This is a genomic window from Hyalangium versicolor (assembly GCF_020103695.1).
GTDB lineage: Bacteria > Myxococcota > Myxococcia > Myxococcales > Myxococcaceae > Hyalangium > Hyalangium versicolor.
Map to the genome: position 1 here is coordinate 313,733 of NZ_JAHXBF010000014.1, position 22,716 is coordinate 336,448.

15 protein-coding genes are annotated in these 22,716 nt (G+C 67.1%); 6 read left to right on the forward strand and 9 right to left on the reverse strand.

Annotated features, from left to right (window positions below; genetic code table 11):
* The first annotated feature begins 197 nt into the window (after positions 1 to 197).
* The 4 genes from KY501_RS28750 to KY501_RS28765 all read left to right on the forward strand — a co-directional run bounded on the left by KY501_RS28750 (position 198) and on the right by KY501_RS28765 (position 5,694).
* The gene (locus KY501_RS28750; protein WP_224366669.1) at positions 198 to 1,088 is read left to right on the forward strand and encodes an RNA polymerase factor sigma-32; all 891 of its coding nucleotides are present in this window, start codon (positions 198 to 200) and stop codon (positions 1,086 to 1,088) included.
* 146 nt (positions 1,089 to 1,234) lie between these two features.
* Entirely contained in the window at positions 1,235 to 3,007 is a 1,773-nt protein-coding gene (locus KY501_RS28755; RefSeq protein WP_224366670.1) for a HEAT repeat domain-containing protein, read from the forward strand.
* Positions 3,008 to 3,011: 4 nt separating this feature from the next.
* Positions 3,012 to 4,331: an HD-GYP domain-containing protein gene (locus KY501_RS28760; RefSeq protein ID WP_224366671.1), complete on the forward strand. Its 1,320-nt coding sequence runs from the start codon at positions 3,012 to 3,014 to the stop codon at positions 4,329 to 4,331.
* A gap of 7 nt (positions 4,332 to 4,338) precedes the next feature.
* Complete coding sequence (locus tag KY501_RS28765; RefSeq protein WP_224366672.1) at positions 4,339 to 5,694, forward strand: sigma 54-interacting transcriptional regulator; 1,356 nt, start codon at positions 4,339 to 4,341, stop codon at positions 5,692 to 5,694.
* Here KY501_RS28765 and KY501_RS28770 read toward each other — a convergent pair.
* The 3 genes from KY501_RS28770 to KY501_RS28780 form a co-directional block, all read right to left on the reverse strand.
* Complete coding sequence (locus tag KY501_RS28770; RefSeq protein ID WP_224366673.1) at positions 5,691 to 6,980, reverse strand: serine/threonine-protein kinase; 1,290 nt, start codon at positions 6,978 to 6,980, stop codon at positions 5,691 to 5,693. The genes KY501_RS28765 and KY501_RS28770 overlap by 4 nt on opposite strands.
* A gap of 36 nt (positions 6,981 to 7,016) precedes the next feature.
* Positions 7,017 to 8,435 carry a hypothetical protein gene (locus tag KY501_RS28775; protein WP_224366674.1) on the reverse strand — a complete coding sequence of 473 codons (1,419 nt, stop codon included), beginning with the start codon at positions 8,433 to 8,435 and terminating at the stop codon, positions 7,017 to 7,019.
* Between the two features lie 100 nt (positions 8,436 to 8,535).
* Positions 8,536 to 12,354: a serine/threonine-protein kinase gene (locus tag KY501_RS28780; RefSeq protein ID WP_224366675.1), complete on the reverse strand. Its 3,819-nt coding sequence runs from the start codon at positions 12,352 to 12,354 to the stop codon at positions 8,536 to 8,538.
* Between the two features lie 213 nt (positions 12,355 to 12,567).
* Here KY501_RS28780 and KY501_RS28785 point away from each other — a divergent pair, with 213 nt between their 5' ends.
* Positions 12,568 to 13,128, forward strand: coding sequence for a hypothetical protein (locus tag KY501_RS28785; RefSeq protein ID WP_224366676.1), 561 nt, complete (start codon positions 12,568 to 12,570; stop codon positions 13,126 to 13,128).
* 9 nt (positions 13,129 to 13,137) lie between these two features.
* Here KY501_RS28785 and KY501_RS28790 read toward each other — a convergent pair whose 3' ends face one another.
* Positions 13,138 to 14,889 (reverse strand): OPT/YSL family transporter, encoded by a 1,752-nt coding sequence (locus KY501_RS28790; protein ID WP_224366677.1) that lies wholly within the window; start codon positions 14,887 to 14,889, stop codon positions 13,138 to 13,140.
* Positions 14,890 to 14,913: 24 nt separating this feature from the next.
* On the reverse strand, positions 14,914 to 15,696 hold the full coding sequence (locus KY501_RS28795) for a type 1 glutamine amidotransferase domain-containing protein (protein WP_224366678.1): 783 nt from the start codon (positions 15,694 to 15,696) through the stop codon (positions 14,914 to 14,916).
* A 388-nt stretch (positions 15,697 to 16,084) separates the two neighbouring features.
* Between KY501_RS28795 and KY501_RS28800 the strand changes: the two genes are divergently transcribed.
* A complete protein-coding gene (locus KY501_RS28800) occupies positions 16,085 to 16,984 on the forward strand; it encodes a hypothetical protein (protein WP_224366679.1) in 900 nt (299 codons plus the stop codon).
* Between the two features lie 86 nt (positions 16,985 to 17,070).
* Here the strand turns inward: KY501_RS28800 and KY501_RS28805 are convergent, their stop codons facing one another.
* From KY501_RS28805 to KY501_RS28815, 4 genes are all read right to left on the reverse strand, one after another.
* A complete protein-coding gene (locus tag KY501_RS28805) occupies positions 17,071 to 17,439 on the reverse strand; it encodes a hypothetical protein (protein ID WP_224366680.1) in 369 nt (122 codons plus the stop codon).
* A gap of 147 nt (positions 17,440 to 17,586) precedes the next feature.
* On the reverse strand, positions 17,587 to 19,872 hold the full coding sequence (locus KY501_RS28810) for a hypothetical protein (RefSeq protein ID WP_224366681.1): 2,286 nt from the start codon (positions 19,870 to 19,872) through the stop codon (positions 17,587 to 17,589).
* 157 nt (positions 19,873 to 20,029) lie between these two features.
* Positions 20,030 to 20,455: a DUF6968 family protein gene (locus KY501_RS54340; RefSeq protein ID WP_373691650.1), complete on the reverse strand. Its 426-nt coding sequence runs from the start codon at positions 20,453 to 20,455 to the stop codon at positions 20,030 to 20,032.
* A 488-nt stretch (positions 20,456 to 20,943) separates the two neighbouring features.
* Positions 20,944 to 22,707 (reverse strand): class II glutamine amidotransferase, encoded by a 1,764-nt coding sequence (locus tag KY501_RS28815; RefSeq protein WP_224366682.1) that lies wholly within the window; start codon positions 22,705 to 22,707, stop codon positions 20,944 to 20,946.
* Between the last annotated feature and the right edge of the window lie 9 nt (positions 22,708 to 22,716).

The following is a 22,716-nucleotide window of genomic DNA, read 5'->3' on the forward strand; positions in this document are numbered from 1 at the left end:
TCCTGGCAGCGGCCTGTAACCCTTTCCTTCTCCCGGCCTCCCTTCCAGCCGGGCTCCACGTCAACCCCCTGCTATTCCAGGGGATTTTCCATGAACGAGGGCTGGCACCGCGGTTGCTCCTGGCATGGAGCGTGCGGTCGTCAAGCGGTGCCAACCCACTCCATCGGCCTCAGGCCTCTCGTCGGGAGAAACCCATCATGCAGAACGCCCATGAGCAGTCGTCCAACTCCGGCTCCCTGGCCATGTATCTCTCGGAGATCAACCAGTACTCCCTGCTCTCCGTCGAGGAGGAGCAGGCCCTGGCGCGGAAGTTCATCAAGGGCGACCTGTCCGCGGGTCACCGCCTGGTCACCTCCAACCTGCGCTTCGTCGTCAAGGTCGCCTACGAGTACCGCTCCTACGGCATCAAGATGAGCGATCTCATCCAAGAGGGGAACATCGGCCTGATGAAGGCCGTGCAGAAGTTCGACCCGGACAAGGGCATTCGCCTCATCTCCTACGCGGTGTGGTGGATCCGCGCGTACATCCAGAACTACATCCTCAAGAGCTGGTCGCTGGTGAAGCTCGGGACGACGCAGGCCCAGCGCAAGCTGTTCTTCAGTCTGGCGCGCACCCGCCGCGAGCTGGAGAAGTTCGGCGCGGATGACGGCTCCGTGGTGAACGTGGACGACATCGCCAAGAAGCTGCACGTGAAGCCCGGCGAGGTGCGCGAGATGGAGCAGCGCATGGGCGGCCGCGATCTCTCCCTGGACGCGCCCATGGGCGAGGACGGCGGCAACAGCCACGTGGACTTCGTGGTGAGCGCCAGCGCTCCCCAGGATGACGAGTTCGCCGACAAGGAAGAGGCCGGCCTCATCAACACCCGTGTGCGCACCGCCCTCAACCGGCTGGATCCGCGCGAGCGCTTCATCATCGAGCAGCGCGTCATGAACGAGCGCCCCATGACGCTCAAGGAGCTGGGCGAGCACTTCGGCTTCTCTCGCGAGCGCGCCCGCCAGCTGGAGATCCGCGCCAAGGACAAGCTCAAGTCCGAGCTGGCCGCGCTCATGGCCGAGGTGGATCCCGACACGGCCGCCGTGGCCCAGTAAACGCCTGCCGGGCGAGGGGCCATCCTCCGGGTAGTTCCTCGCCCTACATGGCCAGCGGGTAGTTCTTCGGTTACAGGACTCTCCCGAAGCGTCCGAGCGAGTAGACTGGGGTTCCCCCCACCCTCTGCTCGGACCGTCGGGACCGCATGGCCTCACCTCAGAACGCCCAGGGAACAGCGCCGGAGCCTTCCGCGGATCCAGTGGTACGCGAGAAGGTGGAACAGGCACGGAACTTCACGTTCCAGCTCCTCAAGGGCATCAAACAGATCGGGATGTATCGCCACAACGAGGCGAAGTTTCCCGAGTTCCTCGGCCGTGCCCTGGAGGCCATCGAGGAATACACGGCCAAGCACGGCCCGCTCTCACTGAAAGTGGAACAGCAGAACTTCCTGCTGTTCGGTGAGCCGCTGTTCTCCGAGTCCACGCCGCTGCCCTACAAGTTCTTCCGCGACGGCATCCGCCAGCTGATCTTCCGGCCGGGGATGATGCTGCCGGAGCTGGTCACCTTCACGCTGATTGCGCTCTCGGAGCCGGAGCGCGGCGCGGACGACGTGCTGTCTCAGTTGTGGAAGGCGAACCTGGAGCACGTGGAGTACGTGGTGGTGGAGGGCTTCTCCATCGACGGCGCCTCGGACGAGGACGTGGCCGTCGAGGTGGACAAGGTGGTGGGCTACCTCTACGCCCGGCTGCGGACGAACTCGGATGACTTCCTGCGCTTCGCGCGCGTGTCCGCGGACGATCTGGACACGCAGATGGACGGCGTGGAGCAGATTCGCGGCGTGGTGGTGCAGGGCACGTACGCCACGGACACGCTGAAGGCCCGGCTGCAGAAGGAGATCGACGAGGAGGAGAACTCCCGCCTCTTCCCCAAGCTGGTGAGCGCCATCTTCCAGGTGGTGGAAGGCGGCGTGGAGGACGTGGCGCTGCTGGAGGAGATCTTCGTCCAACTGCTGGACGCCATGCTCATCCAGGACGACTACGGCACCATCAACCAGATGGTGCTCAAGCTGCGCGCCCTGTCCCAGCGCGAAGAAGCGGAGGGCAACCCCATCGCGCGGCTGCTCGCCTACTTCGTGCAGAAGATGGGAGACGAGCAGCGCCTGAATCGAATGGGCGAGGGGCTCAAGCACAGCAAGCCGAAGAACCCGGCCGACATCACCCGCTACCTGCAGGTGCTGGACGAGCCCGCGATCATTCCCCTGCTCACGGTGCTGGAGACGATCGAGGTGCAGGAGAACCGGGTGCTCTTGTGCGACGTGCTGGCGAGCTTCGCGAAGAACCGGCCGGACCCGTTCGTCATCCGCTTGCAGTCGGACCGGCCGCAGACCGTGCGCGACATGGTCTACATCCTGGAGAAGTGCCAGCACCCGGACCGGCTGAAGATGTTCGGGCAGGTGCTCAAGGGGAAGAACCTGGTGGTGAAGCTCGAGGTGATGAACATCATCGCCCTGAGCCACAGCGGCGAGGCCCGGAAGATGATGTCGGATCTGCTCCACGATCCGATCTCCCAGGTGCGCATCCAGGCGGCCAAGCTGCTGCCCGAGTTCGACAACGACAAGGCGTACCTGGACCTGCTGCGCGTCATCAAGGACTCGAGCAACTTCGAGAAGAAGACGCCGGACGAGCGCACGGCGTTCTACGCGGCGCTGGGCTCCACGGGCAGCCCCAACGCGCTGACGTGGCTGACACACCTGCTGTCGGTGAAGCCTTCGCTGCTGACGAAGAAGAAGGTGATGGACGACAAGCTGCTGGCCATCCAGGGGCTGGCGGCCGCGTGCAACGTGCACTCGTACAAGGTGCTGCAGGGCGTGGTGGAGGACAAGGCGCAGCCAACGGAGGTGCTCACCGCGGCGCGCAAGGCGATGTATCAGACCCGCAAGGCATTGTTCGGCGACGCAACCGCCACCGAGGAGGCGTGAGTCCATGGCCGAGAACCTGAAGATCACCCAGGCCCAGAACGAGAACATCGGCGAGTTCGGCCGAGGGCACTCGGAGAAACTGCAGACGCTGGCGCGCGGACTGGTGTCCGGGCTCTACATGCTGGTGCGCTCCGTGAAAATGTACGATCCGGACAACGCCGTGTTCGAGAAGCCGCTGGCGCAGCTCCAGGACGTCGTCAACCAGATCATCTCCAAGGAAGGGCGTCTGGATCTGGTGGGCGTGAAGGACTCCTTCTACCTGAACAACATGCTGGTGAAGGTGGACCTGAACTCGATCGAGAACCAGCGCTACCTGTTGTCCGAGATGCGCGCCAAGGACGTGGGCGGCTTCACGGTGTCCAAGCCCATCACCCTGCCGGAGCTGAAGAACTTCGTCTGGATCTTCAGCAAGGAGCAGACAGAGCAGGCGTCCGAAGAGGGCCTGGAGAACCGGAAGCTGCTGAACATGAAGGTGGCCCGCTTCTCGAAGCTGCGCGAGAAGCTGAACAAGGAAGCGGACCGGCTGGACAACCCGGACGATCAGAAGGTCGACCGGAAGAAGTACGCGATGACGGTGTACGCGCGCGCGGTCGTCTTCCTGCAGAAGTACCTGGAGTCCGTGCGAGCCGGAAAGCCGCTGAACTCGTCCAAGGCGCTGCGACTGGTACAGGACCTGGTGGACGTCTCGTACGACCAGAAGACACACTTCCTGGGCATGACGACCACGAAGCGCGAGGCCGAGTACCTGGTCTTCCATCAGGTGAACGTGTGCCTGATGAGCATCGTGTTCGGCGCGGAGCTGGGGCTGACCAAGCCGCAGCTGCGGGATCTGGGCTACATCGCGCTGTTCCACGACGCGGGGATGACGACGATCCCGGACGAGCTGGCGACGAAGCGCGGGGCGCTGACGGTGGACGAGAAGGCGCAGATCCAGAAGGCGCCGCTGATCTCCGTCCGCAACATCCTCATGGAGAAGGGCTTCTCGCGCTCGACGCTGCTGCGCGTGGTGACGACGTTCGAGCACAAGGCGGACTTCGGGACGGCGGTGCGGGATGCGCGCGGCAACATCCAGATGATCATCCCCAAGACGAACCTGGGTGTGTTCGCGAAGGTCATCGCCATCTGCGACGCGTTCGACGCGCTGACGAGCAAGCGGCCGTACCGGGATGCCTACGGGCCCGACGTGGCGCTGATGCTGATGTGGACGGAGATGCGCAACAAGTTCGACCCGGAGCTGCTCCAGGTCTTCATGCGGGTGATGGCGATCCAGCCGGTGAAGGTGCTCTCGAAGCGCCAGCAGAACGTGTCCCTGGCCGGCGTCTGAGAAGACCATGCCGGACAGGCCATCGACTCCAGAAGATCCCACACGGAAGACCCTGCCTCATGCGACGCCCGGAGCTCCCGAGCCGGGCCGCATCCGCCGGTTCCGGCTCACCGTCATGGAGGGAGCCCAGGCAGGCGTGACGTGGGAGTCCAGCGCGGATCGAGGCTCGGTGGGCTCACACCCGAGCAATGATCTCGTGCTGGAGGAGCCCACCGTCTCCGGCTTCCACTGTGAGCTGCAGGTGGGCTCCGAGGGCGTCACGCTGCGCGACCTCGGCAGCCTCAACGGGGCGGTGGTGGACGGGGTGCGCGTCAAGGAGGCGCTGCTGCGCGGGGGCAGCCTGCTGCGCCTGGGCGCCACCGTGCTCCGCTTCGACTTCAGCCCCGAGAGCAATCGGCTGCCCCTCTCGGAGAAGACGCGCTTTGGCTCACTGGCGGGCACCTCCGCCGCCATGCGCACCACCTTTGCCCTGCTGGAGCGCGCCTCCACCAGCGATGCCACCGTGCTGCTGGAGGGCGAGACAGGTACCGGAAAGAGCCAGGCCGCCCAGGCGCTCCACGAGGCCAGCCCGCGCAAGGATCAGCCTTTTCTCGTCGTGGACTGCACCGCCCTGCCCGCCCCGCTCCTGGAGAGCGAGCTGTTCGGCCACGAGAAGGGATCCTTCACCGGCGCCACCAACCGCCGCATCGGGGCCTTCGAGGAGGCGCAGGGCGGCACGGTCTTCCTGGACGAGGTGGGCGAGTTGCCCGCGGAGCTCCAGCCCAAGCTGCTGCGCGTGCTGGAGGCCCGCCAGGTGCGCCGCGTGGGCTCCAACATCTGGCGGCCCGTGGACGTGCGCATCATCGCCGCCACCCATCGCGATCTGCGGCGGCTGGTGAACACCGGCGCCTTCCGCACGGATCTCTTCTTCCGGCTCGCCGTGGTGCGCGTCGTCATGCCCTCGCTGCGCCAGCGGCCGGAGGATCTCCGCGAGGTGGCCCTGGCCGTGCTGGCCTCGCTGGGAGCCTCCGAGGAACGCCGCGAGGCGCTGCTCACCTCAGAGCTGCTCACCCGGCTGCAGCAGTGGGCGTGGCCGGGCAATGTGCGGGAGATGCGCAACTACCTCGAGCGCTGCCTCGTGTTCGATGAGGCGCCTCCCCTCTCCGACGAAGCGGGGTGGCTGCCCGCCAGTGATGGACCCGCTGTGGACGTGAACGTGCCCTTCACCGAGGCGAGACGGCAGGCGCTGGATGACTTCGAGCGCCGCTACCTCTCGACCCTGCTGGAGCGCCACGGAAGCCACCTGAGCCAGGCCGCAGCAGCAGCGGGCATCGATCGGGTGTACCTCTACCGATTGCTGCGCCGGCACGGACTCAAGCGCTAACCGAGGCCCTCGGCCTCCTCCAACCCCTGCCGCGCCGCTTCGGTGGCCCACACTCCCGGCCCAGGCCGGGTCCAGCGTGCAGGGTGGAGCAGCTCGGAGCCCTCCTCCTCGGCGGCATGCAGTTGGAGCGACACCGTCAATGCCTCACCGCGTGCCGCCTCCGCCAGCATCCGCTCCAGTTCTCGAGCCAGCGCGAGGAGCCGGGCCCGCTCCAGACGCTCCGCCTCGGCCCCCGCCGGCAGCCGAGCCGTAGCCAACAGCAGGCCAGCACCCTCGGCCTGGATCTCCAGCCCGCCTGATCGCATCGCGACAAGAGCGCGCTCCCACAGCACATCCAGCATCTCCAGCGCGGTGTCCTCCGCCTCGGGCGCCGCGGACAGCTCCAGGTAGAGCGCCGCGGCCCGCGCGGGTGCGCTCGCACGGGCCGGTGGACGCAGGGCTTCCGTCATCGCCTCCAACACCTCGCTGGCGGTCGCGAAGCGATTCTCGGGCTGCTTCGCCAGACAGCGCCGCACCACCGCATCCACCGCCGGAGACACGGGCACCAACGAGGTCAACGAGGGCACGGGCGCGATGAGGTGCTGCTCCATCAGCTCGGCCACCCCCTTGGCACGAAAGGGGGGCTGTCCACTGAGCAGTTCGTACAGCAGCACGCCCAGGGCATAGAGGTCCGTGCGCGCATCCACCGCCACCGCACGGATCTGCTCGGGAGCCAGCGCCACCGGAGTGCCCAGCACGCGGCCCGTACTGGTGTGGGGCGATCCGGCGCCGGGCTCGAGCGCCCGGGCGATGCCGAAGTCCACCAGCACCAACTGGGGAGCACCAGGGCTCTGGCGCACCAACACGTTGCGCGTGTTCAGATCCCTGTGGACGAGGCCCGCCGCATGGACGGTCTGGAGCGCCCCACAGAGTTGCTCGAGGAGCGGGAGCACCTCTGAGGCCTCCAGCCGGCCCCGCGAGTCCATCCACGCGGAGAGCGTGCCGCCCTCCACCCACTCCATGGCCAGCCAGGGGCGCCCGTCCTCCAGTTCACCTGACTGGCGCAACACCACCACGTGGGGATGCCTCACGCTCTCCAGGATCGCCGCCTCCTGGTGGAAGCGGCGCAGCACCGAGGGGAAGAAGCCATACTCGGCACGCAACACTTTGAGCGCCGCGGGCTCACCGCTGGTGGTGTGACGGGCCCGATAGAGGATGCTCGAGCCACCTTCCTCTGCCCGGCTCTCGATCCTCCATTCGCCGACCCAGGTCCCCCGTGCCAACTCTTCCCCTGATGAAAGGCTCATCCCGTGCACTCCTCGGTGCGGCGAGTGATGGCTTCGCTAGGGCACGTACGTCATGACGGGACGAGCCCAGGCCGCCGTTTCCTTGCCCATGCAGTTGTACAGGCCGTAAACACTGTCTTCCAGGCAGCGCCCCGTGCCCCCGGTCTTGGTGCTGGTGCACGAGCCCATGAGGTGGGCGGCGCAGTTCTCCGAGTTATTGGGAAGCGCACAGACCCGGCCTGGAAGATTCGCATCCCCCCCTGGAAAGGCTGGATCCGAGCAGGAATACATTTTCATGTAGACGGAGGTTCCACGAGGTATCCGAGGAACGGCCTCCACACACCTCCCGCCCGAAACCCGCCTGCACCATCCCTCGCCCTGACGGACATACTCGGCGGGGAGCGCCCCGTGTATGGTCAAGATGGTCTCCTGGGTGGTCGTGTTGTACTTCACCAAGAGCCCCGGCAGGATCGCACTGCTACCGAAGATGTTGCCGTAGAAGGCGCCCTCGCGGCGGGTAAACAGCTCCCCCTCGTTCATGAGCCGGGCCTTCGTTCCGATCGCTGTCTGGCCGTCCCACGAGTTGTCATCTGGTTGGGACGTCTGAGAAGAGAACGCAGTCATCACGCTGAACCGGCCCGAAGAGGGGCAGAGGAAGTCCACGGAGTTGCTGCCGCAGGAGGTCCCTCTCTCGGCGAGCTTCTCGGTCTGCGTGCATCCCCGTATACCTTCACAGGCCCGCAGGGCGCCACAGATGGAGCTCCCCAGGCTGGAACTCACGGTGAACGTAATGGGGGCGTTCGCCGAGCAGACCCCTACGGACACAGATCGCCAGCCACAATCGCTTCCCGTGGCCGAATCACACGGCTGGAAGCTCGGAATGGGCTGAGCCATCTGGACCGTCCCATTGTTCAACATCATCGAAGGCACGAACAGATCCGGATTCGTTCGCGCCCTGGGCTTCAGGACGGCAGGATTCGCCAAGCCCCCGCCTCGCAAGTTGATGCGGACCCGTGCCGCGGCTGGGTTGTTGCGAGCCAGAATGCAGGCGGACACCAACTCCAGGCATTCATCTTTGTTGGAGAGGACTGAGGGGGCTACGGATCCCCAGCTACTGCAGAGTCCCCCGCCGCCATACCAGGTCTCCGGAGGGATCCCCGGGACCGAGGATGTCCACTCCACTTTCTGATCCGGCGCCAGCGCGCAGGACACCAGGTACTTCATGAAGACGCGCGCCCATGGATCGTGCAGGGCATCGTGCAGCGCGGTGACCGTCGCGAAGCTCTGGGTGTTGAGCGGATTATCCACCAGTGCCTGGTTCGCGGTGGAATTCGCGGAGAGCGCATTGAAGATGAGATAGTCCGTCTTCAATCCGTTACCCCACCGTATCCACTGCGGCGCGATCTCCGGCTCCGCCGTGTCAGCCCTGCTTGCCATGGGTGCGACCAGGACCAGCACCATCAGGCACGCGCTCATCACCTCTCGAATCCAGCCTCTCCGCTCCATTGCGCATTCCCCCTTGTGGGTTTCCCGTACCAAAGCAAGACGGGTGCCAACCCATGGAGTAGCGCTAAACTCAGACACTCGCGGCGCGCGCCATCAACGCATCGAGCCTCGTGCGAAAGGCAGGCGTGCGGGTGACGAGCTGCTCGGCCTCCGCCAACAGGTGCTGGAGCGGCTCGTGAGCCCTGGCGCGGACGGCGCAGGCTCCGGCTTCGAGCAACACATCCACCAGCTCGAACGGGGCACAGCGCTCGCGAGCCTGGGCCAGCAGCGCGTCCCACTGCGCCTTGGCAAAGCAGCCTTCCGCCTCCTGAGCGAGCACCTGCCTCACCAGCGCTAGCAGCAGCTCGGGGGTGGAATCGGGAGGAGGAGCGGCGTGGGTCTCCACCCAGTCCACGTGCTGTCGAGCCTCAACCCCCTGCCCCTTCTCCAGGCACAGCCTCGCCATGAGCAACCTGTCCGCGCCCAACGAGGGCTCGGGGAAGAAGCGCTGCCCCAGCTCCAGCGCTCGGAGGGCCGCAGCCTCCGCCTCCGGCACCCGGCCGAGCATCAAAAGGAAGACGGCCAGGTTGAAGGTGCTGAAGCGCTCCACCTGCACATGCGCCAGCGCACGAGCCAGGGTCTGGGCCTGACGCAGATCCTCCACGGCCCGCGTCAAATCCAGCCGCGAGAGCCACAGCGCGAATCGGTTCATGTGGACGACAGCCAGATGCAGCGTGTCTCCGCATGATTGGCAATGCGAGAGGGCTCGGGAGAAGACGCTCTCTGCCTCCTCCAAACGCCCCAGATAGGCCAGCCCTACAGGCCACATGGTGAGGGATACGGAGAGCACCTCGGTGTCTCCCGAATGCTCGGCTCCGCGAGCGGCCTGCTCGAGCAGTGGCAGCGCCACGTCCCAGCGCCCGCGGCGGCCTTCCGTCCGCCCCCTCGCCAGAGCGAGCCTTCCGGCGAGGGGCTCCTGCTCCGCGAGCCCCTGCCCTACTTCCATGGCACGGCCCACGAGTGCGTCCGCGGCCTCCCAGTCCTCGAGCCAGTCGCGGGCGGTGGCCTGCTCCAGCAACAGCAGCGCGGCCTCGGCGCGCTCTCCCAGTTCCAGCGCCAGCTCCGCGGCTCGAGCCACATCCTCTCCCGCTTCCCGGTAGCGATGGGAGCGCAGACGCACCCTGCCCCTCGCAGCCAGCGCGCGGAGGCGGCGCGGCGCATCCTCGGCGGGCAGCAACTCCAGGGCGGCGGAGCAGGCCTGCTCCGCGTCCACGTCCCGGAAGGCCTTTCGCGCCCGCTCCGCCAGCTCCAACCAGGCCTCGCACGCCAGCTGAACCTCGCCCACGACGGTGGCGTGGCGGGCACGTTGGCGCAGCAGTGCGTCGCGCTGAGGTGTACCCCCGGTGGTCGCGAGAGCAGCCCGGTGCAACAGCACTCGCAGGTGGAGGGGCAGACCCGCCTCCAGGGACTCGCGCAGCACGGGATGAGAGAAGGAATACGCCCCCGAGCTCCCCTCGTGCAGAAGGCCCGCGCGGGCCAGCCGCCGCAGCCCTGCCCCCGCATCCAGCGAAGCGAGGGCCGCCAGTGAGGGCTCCTGCTCCAACAGGGGAAGTGCCTGTGCGAAGCGCTCCTCGGAGAGCCCCTCTCCCATCACGGCGCCCAGCCGCGCCAGGGACTGGAGGGAAGGAGGCAGCGCGGAGAGGCTCTGCTCGGCCAGGGGTTCGAGCAACACCGCCACGGAGCGCACGGGCCCGGCCTCCAGGGAGAGTTCCCAGGCCCCCCCCACAGTGCGGCGCACCGAGCCCGTGGCGTGGAGCGCTCGAACCAGCTCCACCAGGTAGCGCGGGATTCCGCCCGCCAGAGCCGCCAGTTGCTCGAGCAAGGCCTGCGGCACGTACTCCACCGGCGACAGCAGCGCCCGGAGCAGTTGCTGTGAATCCTCCGGTGTCAGCGGCTGAAGCACGCAGATTCCGTCAGGGCCCGAGCGCTCCACCAGGGCCGGGCGCAGCGCCACCAGTTCGGGGCCGGACGCCAAGCAGATCCACAGCGGCAGGGGCTCCTCGCCGCTCGTGGCCTGGACCACCGCATCGAGCGTCACCGTGTCCAGGTGCCCTGCGTCATCCAGGAGCAGGAGCAGGGGCCCACGGGAGGCACGCGCTCGCAGCGCACGAGCCACGAACTGGGCCAGGCGCTGGCGCCGCGCATCGGGTGGGAGGTGCCGTGCGGCTGTAAGTTCCTCCTCGGGCAAGGGCTCGGGAGCCAACGCCAACAAGGGCTTCAGCAACGGCTCCTGGCCTTGCGAGTACTCGGGCCTGGAGCCCAACCGCACCACCCGCGCTCCCGAGAGGAGAGAGAGCTGTCCTTCGAGCGCCTCGAGCACCCGGGTGCGGCCCGAGCCGGGGCCTCCCTCGAGCACCACCAGCCCCGGGCGGGAGCGGCGCAGCGACTCGACGGCCCGCGCCTCCAAGGCGGCGAGCAATGGCTCACGGCCCACGAGAGGAGGCGCGGGCTGGGCTGCCAAGCCCACTCCCATCCCCCGATCCTCGCGGAGCAGGTGGTAGCCACCCTCGCGCTCCGGGAGGATATCGGTTCCCAGCCAGGGAGAAGCCTCGGGGGAGACCCATGTGTGCTCTCCCGGGGGAACCCGGGCCCACAGCGCGCGCAGTTCCTCCAGCGCGGCGCCGGCCAGGCGGATCCCGCCCCGCCCCATGTGCACCTGCAGCTCGGCCAGGTGGAGCAGCCGTCGATCCCGGCCCCAACGCAGAGCGGCGCGAGCCGCGGCCTTGAGCCCCGCGACAGGAGAGAGGGCCTCTGGGAAGGCAGCCACGTACAGCTCGGGGTGCACCCGAGCCAGCACACCCCCTTCAGCGGAGAAGGCGGAGAGAGGCTCTGGGAGCGGGGCGCGAGCAGCCACGGCCAGCAGGGCCACTGCGCGCGCTCGGGACCTCGGTGCCGAGGAGCCTGACGAGAGAGGCGATTCGGCGGTCGGTACAGGCCCGGCGGCCTGGACGCGCCGCAGTTCCGCCAGCATCTGGCCGCCGTGAGCAAACCGATGCGTGGGCTCCTTGGCCAGACAGCGCAACAGGAAGGGCTCCCATGGCACGGCAGCGGGCTGGAACGAGGCCAGCCGAGGCGGCCGCAACGCGCTGTGGCCCTGGAGCACCTCCGCCCTGTCCCCCGTGAAGGGCGGACGGCCCGTGAGGAGCTCGAAGAAGATGACCCCCAACGCATACACGTCCCCGGTTGCCGAGACAGGCGCCGGACCCGCGCAGAGCTCTGGAGCCATGTACAGCAACGTGCCGGGCTGCTCTCCCGTGAGAGTCACCGGCTCTGGCTCAGGTGCCGCCAGCGTGGCATCCGCGTCACGGGCGAGCCCGAGATCGATCAACGCGGGAAGCCCCTGTCGCCGGAGGAAGATGTTCTCCGGCTTGAGATCGCGGTGGACGAGCCCCACCGCGTGGAGACGCGCCACGGCCTCGAGGATGGACACCAGCAGCCCGGCAGCCTCCCCAGGCGGCAGCGCCCCTGAGCCCGGAAGAGCGGCCATGAAGCGAGCGAGTGTCTCCCCTTGGAGCTGCTCGAGGGCCAGAAACGGACGCGCCTCGTGCACACCCTCCTCGAGCAGGAGCGGCGTGGTGGGCGGGCCGAGCCGCCGCAGGGCCTGGGCTTCCCGAGGGAAGCGCCGATCCCCCTGGGTGCGCGCGAGCTTGAGAGCCACCTGCTGGCCATCCCTCGCTCGAAGGGCCGCCACCACCTGGGAGAAGCCACCACGCCCCAGCAGCGAGAGGGCCTGGAACCCTGGAGGCAGCGACAGGAGCGGTTCTTCCTCTACGAGCGAGGGCGCGGGCTCTCCGTGAAGGGGGCACGCGGCAGCAGGCAGGAGTCGACGGTGGCAGCGCGGGCAACGCATGGCGGTGCGGGACTGTACACCGCGAGTGTTGCGCAACAGTCCACACTCGAACTGAGCGCTGTGGACGGGGAGGCAACGCCGCGCGCGAGCCTCGTTCCCCTCGAGCCAGCGGCCCCCCTGCGAAGCGCTCGAGAGAAGCCTCCGAAGCCGGGCTGGCACACGCGCTGCACAAAGAGGCGTGCCTCACTCACTCCCCTTCCAACCAGAGGAATCATGAAGAGCCCACTGTCCCCGCTGCGAGCTGTCCTGACGATGGCCACGTTGATGGCCGCGCCGCATGCGCTCGCGTTTGATGGGTCCCTCAACACGACAGGCAAGAGCACCGCCGTATTCGTGGTGACCAACTTCGCCTCGGCCACCGGGTTCGGCGCGCACATCTCCACCAGCAGCAGCACGGATGGCTACGGCGGCTCCGATGCGGAGTGCCACTTCATCGAATCCGCCGGAATGATCGACCTTCATTGCTACGACGGCTACCAGGACGCCACCAACACCCAGACCGATTTCTACCTGCCGCTGGGAGACAAGGCCCGCCTGAGCACGGTGACCATCACCGTGCGCGCCAGCGAGGTGCGGGTGGAGGCCTTGCGACTGGCGTCAGCCCCGGCCAGTGGCTCGCCCAAGCCCTATACCGTCGTGGGGCAGTTCCCGCTGCGGACAAGCAGCGGCTTCTTCCGCACCACTCCCATCTACTACCAGACCAACGGGGTGCTCGCGGCCTGGGCGGGGCGCCCCGGCTCGGGGTATCAGCTCTTCGCGGCGTATACCTACTGAGTTCCCCACTCACGGCGTCAGCCACGTCGTGAGCATGGCTCCACCCGCGAGCACCAGGCTCTCGACGGACAGCAGGCCACAGGCGGCGGGCAGTACCCACTGCTCCGCCGCCTCGGGCCGACGCCTCGCCACGGCCCAGCCGAGGACTCCTCCCACGCAGGCATAGAGCGAGAAATAGGGGGGCAGCAGGAAGGCCAGTCCCATGCCCAGAGGGGATGGGAGGAAACGGGCCAGGCGCTCGGGCAGCAACGCCTCGGCCAGGGCCAACGCCGCGCCTCCAACGAGCGCGAGGAGCACGCTCCATCGCGCGATGGGTGACAACTCCCACGAGCCCGTGCCGAGCATCTCCGCGAGCACGCGCGCCTGCACTCCGGAGGGTGCGGGGAACTGCCCTCCGAACTCCACCAGGCCCGACGTATCGGGGAGCAACAGACAGAAGGTGGGCACCAGCACCAGCACGCCGACGATGCAGCCCAGGAGCTGGGCGATGAGCTGCTGGCGCAATCCCGCGCCCAGCAACTGCGCCGTCTTGAGGTTGGCGAGCACATCCGCCCCCACCGCCGAGCTATTGAAGGAAAGGCTGGAATGCACGAGGTTGGCGGAGGGGCCTCCGCGCACGAGCAGCCCGCACGCCATCTGGTTCACGGCGGTGTCCGGAGGCGAACCCGTTTCCGCCAACACGCGGCACACCAGCGCGGTCAGCGCCAGGGAGACGCCCACGGCCAGGACCCCTTGGGGCCAGGGAATCCCGAACCCCTGCCACGCCTGCCACACCGAGGCGCCTGACAGGACAAGCAGCCCTCCCCAGAACCAGGCGCGAGGCACCAACTCTCTGGTGCCTTCAGGAGGAGACACCTCTTGTTGTCCCGAGCGGGCCAGCCTGGAGCGCAACAGCGAAAGCCCATAGGACAGCAGGCGGATCAGCGCAGCGCCCACCAACAGGAGCGTGCCCACCCATGCGGTGGGGCTGAGCGGCGCTCCGGGCTCCGCCGCCAGGGCTGGCACGAGCACCTGGTAGCACACCCCCGCGCCCAGCAGCATGGACAGCGCCACCCGTGGTCCCATCAGCGCTCCGGCGCCTACCATCAGCATCGAGCACGGCGGCACCCACTGCTCGAGCACACTCCAGCGCAGCTTGTCCCTCAGCGTCGCGACGAGGGCCACGGCCGAGGCCGCGCCGATCAGGGCACGGACCTGGGGCGCGGAGCCCTGCCCGGAGTGCACGGCCCGCAAGGCCGCAGCCGTTCCGACGCTGGAAGGAAAAGCGAGGCGCCCATCCGCCAGGAGGCGACGCTGCAACGCCAGTCCAAAGAAGATCCCCAGGAGCGAGGTGCACAGCGTCCAGGTGAGCAGGGTGCCACGCCCTGCGGGGTGCCCCTGGAGCAGCATCCAGGCGACTGCCATCGAGGGCAGGCTGCTCACGGTGGCATAGCCCGCTCCGGAGGCCGTGGTCTGGAGGACACATCCCTCGGGCAGCGAGAACTGCCTCCCGAGGAGCCCGGGGGCCAATCTGGCTAACAATCGCTGAAGGGGCAGTGCGATGAGCGCCGCGGTGGCCCCCACGGACACGGCCGCTCCCGCAACCAGGCCCAGGTAGAGATTGGACACGCCCAGGAGACAACCAAGCACCGCACCCCAGATCACGGCTCGTGGAGTGAGCTGCGGGACGGGATTCTGGGGCGCTGAGGGAACATCCTGCGCCAGTTCGGGGGGAACCGAGTCCTGGAGCGGAGCAGTCTCGGGAGCGGAGGCAATCGCCATGGGGACCTGAGCGAGCGCGAACGCTCACCCGCCTCCACGAGCCGACGCGGGCGAGGCGTTCACCTTCTCGAGGAAGCGGCGCGCGAACACCCAGGCATCTCCAGGGAAGCGCGCGGAGAGATAGTTCCCGTCCTCCACGACGAAGCCCGCCTCCGGGCGAGGCGTGCCGCTGAGCACCAGCGGTCCCCGATCGAACTGGGACGGAGCGCCGAGCAGGGAGCGCACTTCGTCCTCCAGATAGACGTCATAGGTCCGGTAGTGCTTGCCCACCCGCAGGAACGTCATGGCATACGCCCCCCACTCCATCAGCTTCGTGAGCGCCGTGGTGCGCCGCTCGTGCAGGACGCTGCGCCCGTCAGCGCCCTTGATGCGCGCGAGCGCCAGGACGCCATGGCAGATGGCACCCACCGGCCGCTTCGATGCCCAGAAGGCAGCGAGCTTTCCCTGCAGGACCGGACTCTCGAGATACGGGCGCATGCCTGGAGCATGGCCTCCTGGCAGCAGCAGCGCGTCATAGGCATCCGGCTCGATGTCCTGCCACCGCAGCGGTTGCTGGAACGCGGCATCCCGCTCCAACTCGCGGTATCGCTCGAGTGCCTCTGGGCTGACCCGCAGCCCTTTTGGGATCGGCCCTCCCAGCGTCACCGGATCCGCACGCGGTGCTCCCTGACCGGACTCGGAGGCGAACACCACGGTGTGCCCGGCCTGGGTGAGTGCATGCCATGGAATGGCAGTCTCCGTTGGATCGAAGTCATGGTCCGGCAACGGCGCGAGGATGCGGCGTCTGGAGGGCGAGGCTGCTGTCATGGGCGCGATGATCAGACCCGGCCTGCCTCGATGCAAACAAGAACCGATGCTTGCAAACCCACAGCACCGGATCGCACCTTGAGAGGTGGCGTCTCACTCGAAAGCGCCCCCCCGAACGAGGGGCAAGCGAGGTGGCAACGGAACGGATTCCCTTGCCCGGCAGCGCGAGCTGTACGCCCTACCCCTCGCGGACTTCACCCGAGCCCGGGACGCACTGGCCAGGGAATTCGCTTCAGAAGGCAGATCTCAGGACGCGCAAGCCACTCGAAAGCTCAAGCGCCCTGTCCTCGCCGCCTGGATCGTCAATCAGCTGGCCCACCAGCATCCGGAGCATCTCGAAGAACTGCTCGCCTCCGCGCGCACGCTCGAGAAGGCACAGCGTCGGGCCATGTCCGGGCTGGCGACGGAGACTCTCAAAGAGGCCAATCGATCCTTCCAACGCGCACTCGATGCGTTGATGAACGACGCCAACGCCTCGCTGGCTGGAGCGGGGCGGACTGCCGCGGGCGACCTCATCCGTCAGATCGACGAGACGCTGCGAACTGCCTCGCTGGGCACGGAGGAGGAACGCACCACCCTGCTCCAGGGCATGCTGACGCGACCGCTGCGCAGTTCCGGGGGCTTCGGAGCATTCTCCGCACTCCAGCTCGTGGGCCCGGTTCCGAAGCGCGCTCCCCACAGACCCGCGAAACAGCTACCGCCACCGCGGCATGCGAAGCGTGAAGAGCCAACGGAACCAACACCTGCGCTCACGAGTGGCAAGGTGCTGCATGGCCCCTGGGCACCGCGCGTCCGTGAGGATGAAGCGCCTCAGCGCACGCCATCGTCACCCAAGCGGCCGCTCCACCCGCCCCCGCCTCGCCCCTCCAGGCGCGAGCGTCGCGAAGAGGCCAAGGCTCAGGCCCGTCGAGACCGCGAAGTAGAACTCCGACAACTCCAGCGCGAGGCCCGGCAACAAGCACAACAAGCTGAACGAGACGATCGCAGCGCACGCCAGGATCTGGTACGAGCCAAGGCAGCGCTCAGGACCGCGGAGGCAAAAAGTCGCTATGCCCGGAGCGCACTCGATGCCACCGAGGAACGAGCCCAGCGCGCCCGAGAGGCGCTCGAAGAGGCGGAAGAGCAGGCACGCCTGACCCGCGAGGAACTCGAAGCGGCCGAGGAAGCCGAGCAGGTGCAAGCCCAGAAAGTCTCGCAGGCGGAGCAACGTGCCAGGTCCACGCAACAGGCGCTCACCCAGGCACGACGCCACCTTCAAGAGACCGAGTCACGCCATCGTCTCATCTGAGGAGACAGCACCCCGTCGGGCGCATGGTTTGCGAACCTGTCCGACAAGCATACAGGTTGGCTCCGGTCCCGCCCGGCAGGGCTCCTTCACTTCTTCTCGGCCAGCTGCTTCCACCATTCCTGGGAGACATTCAGGACGCCTTCGACACGTGCTCGCAGGTTGCGAAGCTGGACGTGCCCGGCGGTCACCGCCGAGACATCGCGCATCGTGGAGCGAAACTCCACCAACAGCTGTCGCGCCTGATCCTCGGTCTCGAACCGGCGCGTGGCCCAGTCGGCATCCCTGACGTCCCAGTAGGGCTGATAGGCGAGCTCCAGATCGATGTAGAGCTTCGCCCAACGCGCATGATCGGCGAGCTGCTCGATCAACCGGGCGTCGCCACCGGACGTCTTCAGAACCTCATCGACGTCAGCGAGCAGCTTCCCGATTCGCACGTGAAGTTCAGCGATGGCCATGTGAGAAAGCATCTCTACGGGCACGTGTGCCCGACAAGCCGTGGACGGGCCTTCTGTCCAATGAGATGCGAAAGCCGCTGGCTGGCCCCCCGGCGGCGACTTCCCGCCTCATCCCAGCCAGCGGCTCGAGGAGTGCTCGCCCACTCCTCAGTTGCCAGTGCCCGCGCCCTTGTCCGCCGTGACGGCCCGGCCTCCCGGACCGAGCAGCCCCTGCATGGAATCAAACAGATTGAGGTTCGAACCGCTGGGCAGGAACACGACCTTGTCCAGCCCACCCACCACCGCCGCCTGGGCCTGGGCCGCCACCGCCTTGACGAAGTTCTCTCCACCCCCGAGCGCCTCGACGCGCTGGCGGAACTGATCGGCCTCCACGGCAGCCAACCGCGCCTGCCGATCCACCTCGAGATCGTTCATGCGCTTCTGCCGCTCCAGCGACACCTCGCTCATCTTGCGCTCGCGCTCGAGCTCCGCCTCGGTGCGGATGCGGGACGCGCGGGCCTCGGCCTCGGCGCGGGCCAGAGCCTCCTCGCTCTCCACCCTCGCCTTCTCGAGTTGCGCCTCCGCCTCCACCTTCGCGTGGCTCAGCGTGGCCAGCTGGTGATTCTTGTTCTGCAGTTCGATGAGGGACTGGCGCTCGGCCTCCGCCTTCCGGTGGCTGGAGATGTCCGCCAGCTGCTTCTCCTCCTCGCTGCGGATGCGCTTGAGCTCCGCCATCGCCTGCGCCTCCTGCTTGGAGGCATCCAGTTGAATCTGGATGTTGGTGTCGATGGCCTCGCGCAGCTTGAGCGCCGTCTTGTCATCGACCGGGGCGATGTCCTTGATGTCGATGTCGATGATGCGCAGCTGGTTCTCGGAGAACAGCCGGTCCTTGCGCACCTTGCCCGCCTCATCCACTCCGAAGATGGTGCGGCGAATCAACACGCTGGCGTTCTTGTGGAACGTCTCGAAGTCGTTCTCCGCGGCCACCTGGCGGATGCGCGACGCGAGGTTCTCACACACGTAGCCGATGAAGTCGTTCACCCGGAAGATGGCCTTGTCCTTCTCCGAGTCCCCTTCCACGTCGAACTGCCACTTGTACGAGAGCTTGATGCGCAACCGGGCGTGATCCCGCGTGGCCACCTCGAACATGTCCGTGGCGAAGTCCGGCCCCAGGCGCAGCATGAGCACCTTGAGCTGCCGCGGCCGCTTGGGCGTGGCACCGGACAGATCCAGCACCGTCACGTCCTCGTACGGACGCAGCATCACCTTCGCCGGACCGAACTCCACCCGGGCATGGTTGGTCTCGAAGTCGTTGATGAGCACCGCGGTGTTGTCCTCGATGCGCAGGACGATGGCTCGCGTGCGATCGATGCGGTCCGCGGAGGCTGCTGCCGGGCGTGGTGCCTTCGCATCCTTCCCGTCCACCGCAGCCAGCTGGGGAGCCGCCGACGGAGGAGCCAATCCCAGCAGGGCCTCGGCGTCTGGGGAGAGCCGCTTCTCGTGCAGTTCCTGGTGGGCCTCGGGCATGAACTGGCACGGGCCCTGGACCAGCGACACCTTGCCGGAGCGCAGATCCCTCACGTAGAGGCCCTCGCCTTGACCCAGTGAGAGCGCGACGATCTCCTTGTGGATCAGCACCCGCTCGTTGGGCACATACGTCCGAGGCCCGCGGACGATCCACGTGTCACCCGCCTTGCGGGGCCGAAGCTCGCCACCTTCCTCAGGCTCGGAGAAGTCATCGAGCGCCTGGAGCTTGAGCCCCTGCATCTCGGAGAGCACGTGCTTGCGGCGGACATCACCCTCCAGGGCCTCGCCCGGCTCGAGGAAGAAGACATCCGGTCCGGAGATGATCTTGCGGCGGCCCTCCTGAATCTTCCCGGTGGCCCGATCCACTGGATTGAGCACGACGCAGTACTCGGTCTCCTTGAGCACACGAGCTTTCTCATCGGAGACGACGATCACCGACGCGTTCGGCACGTAGCGGCCAGGCCCGCGAACCAGCCACTCATCACCGGCCTCGCGGAGGCGCGGAGCTCCCGGAGAGCGCTCGTCGGTGAAGGCGTTGAGAGCGCGCAGCCGGAGCGCGTCATAGACGCCGAGCACGTACTCGGCAGCGATCTCACCCTCCATCTCCTCACCGGGATACAGAGGGAACACCTGGGGACCGACGCGGACCTCACGATCGCCGACGGCGATGCGAGCCTGGCCGAAGTCATCCAGCGAGACCTTGCCGTTCTCGCGCACCACGGGGTTGCGCACGACGCACCAACTGCCGGTGCCCAGCTCGATCATCCGGCTCTTGGTGACGAGGGTGAGGTGGGCCTCCAGCGTGAGGACCTTGGGGCCGATCTCCACGAGCACGACGCCACGGTTGGCGTCCTCGATATAGGCGTACTCGCGGTTCTTCAGGGAGATGCGCTGAATAGCTTCGCTGCTGTTGTTCGAGGGGGGCACGAGAGACCTGCTCGGTGAGAGTTCACCGTCCCTCGATGCGAGCCGCGTGCCTGCGCCGTTTCAGACGGGAAGCGTGCGAAATCGGAGGAATTCCCGTCCAGAATGGATCCCTCGGTTGCTCCAGAGTGGCGCGGGGTGCACCACCTTGGAGCGCTCGCTACCTCTTCGAAGGCACTCGAGGCTTGGAGTGGCGGCCTGCACGCTCCAAGGCCCGGCCGAAACGATCCGTCTCGAGTTGCACCATGCGCTCAACCCGCCGGGAGAACTTCACTCCAAAGCTCTCGGGAATGGCCATCGGGAACCCCAGCCCGCCCGCTTCGCTCCCACCCCACCGCAGGCGCTTCACATGAGGCAACAAGGCCTTTCTGATCCCCTGCATGGCCAACTGCAATGCCTGTATCGCGTCGATTCCCCAGGATTGCTGCACCAAGGGCTCCCCCAGTCCTTCAATGCTGAAGAGACAAGTGTAGTCCCCACTGGAGCGATCCTTCTTGGGCTTCCCAATGCGCACGTGAACCCGTGCCTTGCTCCCAACAACGGTCAGGACCCTCTCAGCAATGATGGCTCCACGAGCAGCAACCATTGAGTGCCTCCTCCCTCACGACTACTTCCCGTAGTGCCAGAAGCACCAACCCCGGCATGCCGTCTCCCCCACGAACTCGAGTCCCCAGCAACCAGCCTTGAGTTTGGGGTCCTTGATCGAGCGACAGAAGTTCCGCAGCACCTCACCTCCCGCAGCACAGCCATCCAGACATCTGCTCAGGTTCGGAGGCGGTCCTGCCTGCCGTTCATCAGGCACCTCTTCACGAAGCGGCATCGGCTCGAAACACCGTTCAGGGTGCAGTTCGCAGAAGTCTCGCAACGGCTCGCAGGCCGAAGGATTCCTAGCGCAATACTCGTCTTGCAGAAGCGCGTCAGCCCATCCAATCCTGGCTCGCGCCCCTGATGCACAGCCATTCAGGGCCCACGCGACCAGGAGCATCAACCATCCCCTGGAGACTCGTAAGCGCCCACCTGGTTGCATGAGAGTCGCCGTTCCCTGGAGCGCCACTTATGACAGCGAACTCGCGGCTACTCCACGGGCTCGCAGACCACCGTGGCCTCGAGCCGCTCGATGCTGCCACCCACGTAGATGGTGCCCGAGGTGGGCGTGGCGTCCCGATGCGTCCGCCCCGTAGCGACCCGCACGTGGCTCGTCTGTGTCAGCACGCCGTTGGTCGGATCGAACCCCTTCCACCCCCGGTCCGGCAGGTACACCTGCGCCCACGCATGCGAGGCCTCGGCCTGCGCCGTGTTTGCGTGCTTGGGGCCTGTCCAAATGTAGCCGCACGTGTAGCGCGCCGGCAGCCCCAGCAGCCGCGCCAGGCACATGAACAGGTTCGTGAAGTCCTGACACACGCCGCGCCGCATCGAGTACACCTCGAACGGCGACGTGTTCACGTGCGTCACACCCTGCGTGTACCGGTACTCCTTGAAGATGCTGTAGTTCAGATCCAGCAACGTATCGAGCAGATCGAAATCGTTGCGGCGCGCGAAGCTCATCGCGTACTCGAGCAACTCCTCCAGCTCGCTGTCCGGCAACGGCGGCGGCGGGAGGAACGGTTGAAGCATCACCTGCTGCGACGGCATCCACAGCACCGGGAACGTCGTGCGGATATGCGGCGTGCGGTGGCCCAGCGGATCCGTGTCGCGCAGCTCCACCCGCGAGCGCGCCTCGATCACCAGTTCCGTGTAAGGCGTGTCGATGAGCGCCTTGCGCACATAGTTGCCGAAGATGTCCTCGTACTCCTCCTGCATCACCCCCGGAGACATCCGCAGCTCATGCGAGAGCAGCGTCTGCAACCGATCGTGCACCGGCGTCAGCCGCAGCACGTGAGAACTCCGCTCCACGGGCCGCTCGTAGCGGTAGACCGTACGGTGCCTCACCTCCATCACCCGCACCGGAGCCACGGGAGGCCGGCTCAAACGGCTCCGAGCCGCCAGCTCCTCCGCCGTGCCACTGGGGTCCTGCCCCGGCTCACGCCTCAACTCGGGAGGCAGCACCTCCGCGCGGACGGCCCCCTGCCTCACCACCACCAGCGCACCCGGCGGAACCGCCTTCCAGTTCGCCTTCATCTCCGCCGTGCGAGACTCGATGGGCTGCGTGCTGAAGATGACGCCCTTGCGGCTCTTGGCGCCCCGCTTCGTGAAGTCCACCTCCACGTCTTCATCGCCGATGATCAGCCGATCGTAGGGAGGCGCCACCCGCCACAGCCAGGCTTCCTTCTCCTTCTCTCGGTCCGCGTAGACGCAGAGATCAAGCCCATCCGTGAAGACCACCGTGAGCGGCCCCTGGTCGTTCATCTCCGCCAACCAGGCGCGCAGCCGCTCCAGATCGATGTCTCCCAGCCGCTTCCAACCGTTGGACTGCACCCAGCCCAGCAGCGCGCAGAACACGCCCTCCGAATCGCTGGAGCCCACCGGCATGAACGCCGGCTCCGCGGGGATCTTCGCGGCCTGACGCAGCGTGCCACTGTGTCCGAACAGCCAATCCCGGCCGCCAAAGCTGCGGCAGAAGGGCTGGGTGTTGGCGTCCGTGATGGCGCCCCAACTCGCGGTGCGGATGTGCAGCAGGAGCAGCGAGGACTCGAGGTGCTCCCAGGCCTTCATGAGCTCGCTGCGGATGCTGCCTCCCGGAGGAGGCCGAGGCTCCTTGAGCACTGCCGCGGAGGGACCGCTGCCCGGGTAGTAGGCCACCCCCCAACCGTCGGGGGGCTTATGACCGGGAGCCAGGCACCGCAGATCCAGACTGGGCGCGAGCTCTCCCTCGAACGACATCGCAAGCAGGTTCGGCATGGACGCGGA

Bases quoted from the DNA above. Each gene is read 5' to 3' on its own strand.
- KY501_RS28750 (WP_224366669.1), top strand. From the start codon at position 198: ATGCAGAACGCCCATGAGCAGTCGTCCAACTCCGGCTCCCTGGCCATG.
- KY501_RS28755 (WP_224366670.1), top strand. From the start codon at position 1,235: ATGGCCTCACCTCAGAACGCCCAGGGAACAGCGCCGGAGCCTTCCGCG.
- KY501_RS28760 (WP_224366671.1), top strand. From the start codon at position 3,012: ATGGCCGAGAACCTGAAGATCACCCAGGCCCAGAACGAGAACATCGGC.
- KY501_RS28765 (WP_224366672.1), top strand. From the start codon at position 4,339: ATGCCGGACAGGCCATCGACTCCAGAAGATCCCACACGGAAGACCCTG.
- KY501_RS28770 (WP_224366673.1), bottom strand. From the start codon at position 6,980: ATGAGCCTTTCATCAGGGGAAGAGTTGGCACGGGGGACCTGGGTCGGC.
- KY501_RS28775 (WP_224366674.1), bottom strand. From the start codon at position 8,435: ATGAGCGCGTGCCTGATGGTGCTGGTCCTGGTCGCACCCATGGCAAGC.
- KY501_RS28780 (WP_224366675.1), bottom strand. From the start codon at position 12,354: ATGCGTTGCCCGCGCTGCCACCGTCGACTCCTGCCTGCTGCCGCGTGC.
- KY501_RS28785 (WP_224366676.1), top strand. From the start codon at position 12,568: ATGAAGAGCCCACTGTCCCCGCTGCGAGCTGTCCTGACGATGGCCACG.
- KY501_RS28790 (WP_224366677.1), bottom strand. From the start codon at position 14,889: ATGGCGATTGCCTCCGCTCCCGAGACTGCTCCGCTCCAGGACTCGGTT.
- KY501_RS28795 (WP_224366678.1), bottom strand. From the start codon at position 15,696: ATGACAGCAGCCTCGCCCTCCAGACGCCGCATCCTCGCGCCGTTGCCG.
- KY501_RS28800 (WP_224366679.1), top strand. From the start codon at position 16,085: ATGTCCGGGCTGGCGACGGAGACTCTCAAAGAGGCCAATCGATCCTTC.
- KY501_RS28805 (WP_224366680.1), bottom strand. From the start codon at position 17,439: ATGGCCATCGCTGAACTTCACGTGCGAATCGGGAAGCTGCTCGCTGAC.
- KY501_RS54340 (WP_373691650.1), bottom strand. From the start codon at position 20,455: ATGGTTGCTGCTCGTGGAGCCATCATTGCTGAGAGGGTCCTGACCGTT.
- KY501_RS28815 (WP_224366682.1), bottom strand. From the start codon at position 22,707: ATGCCGAACCTGCTTGCGATGTCGTTCGAGGGAGAGCTCGCGCCCAGT.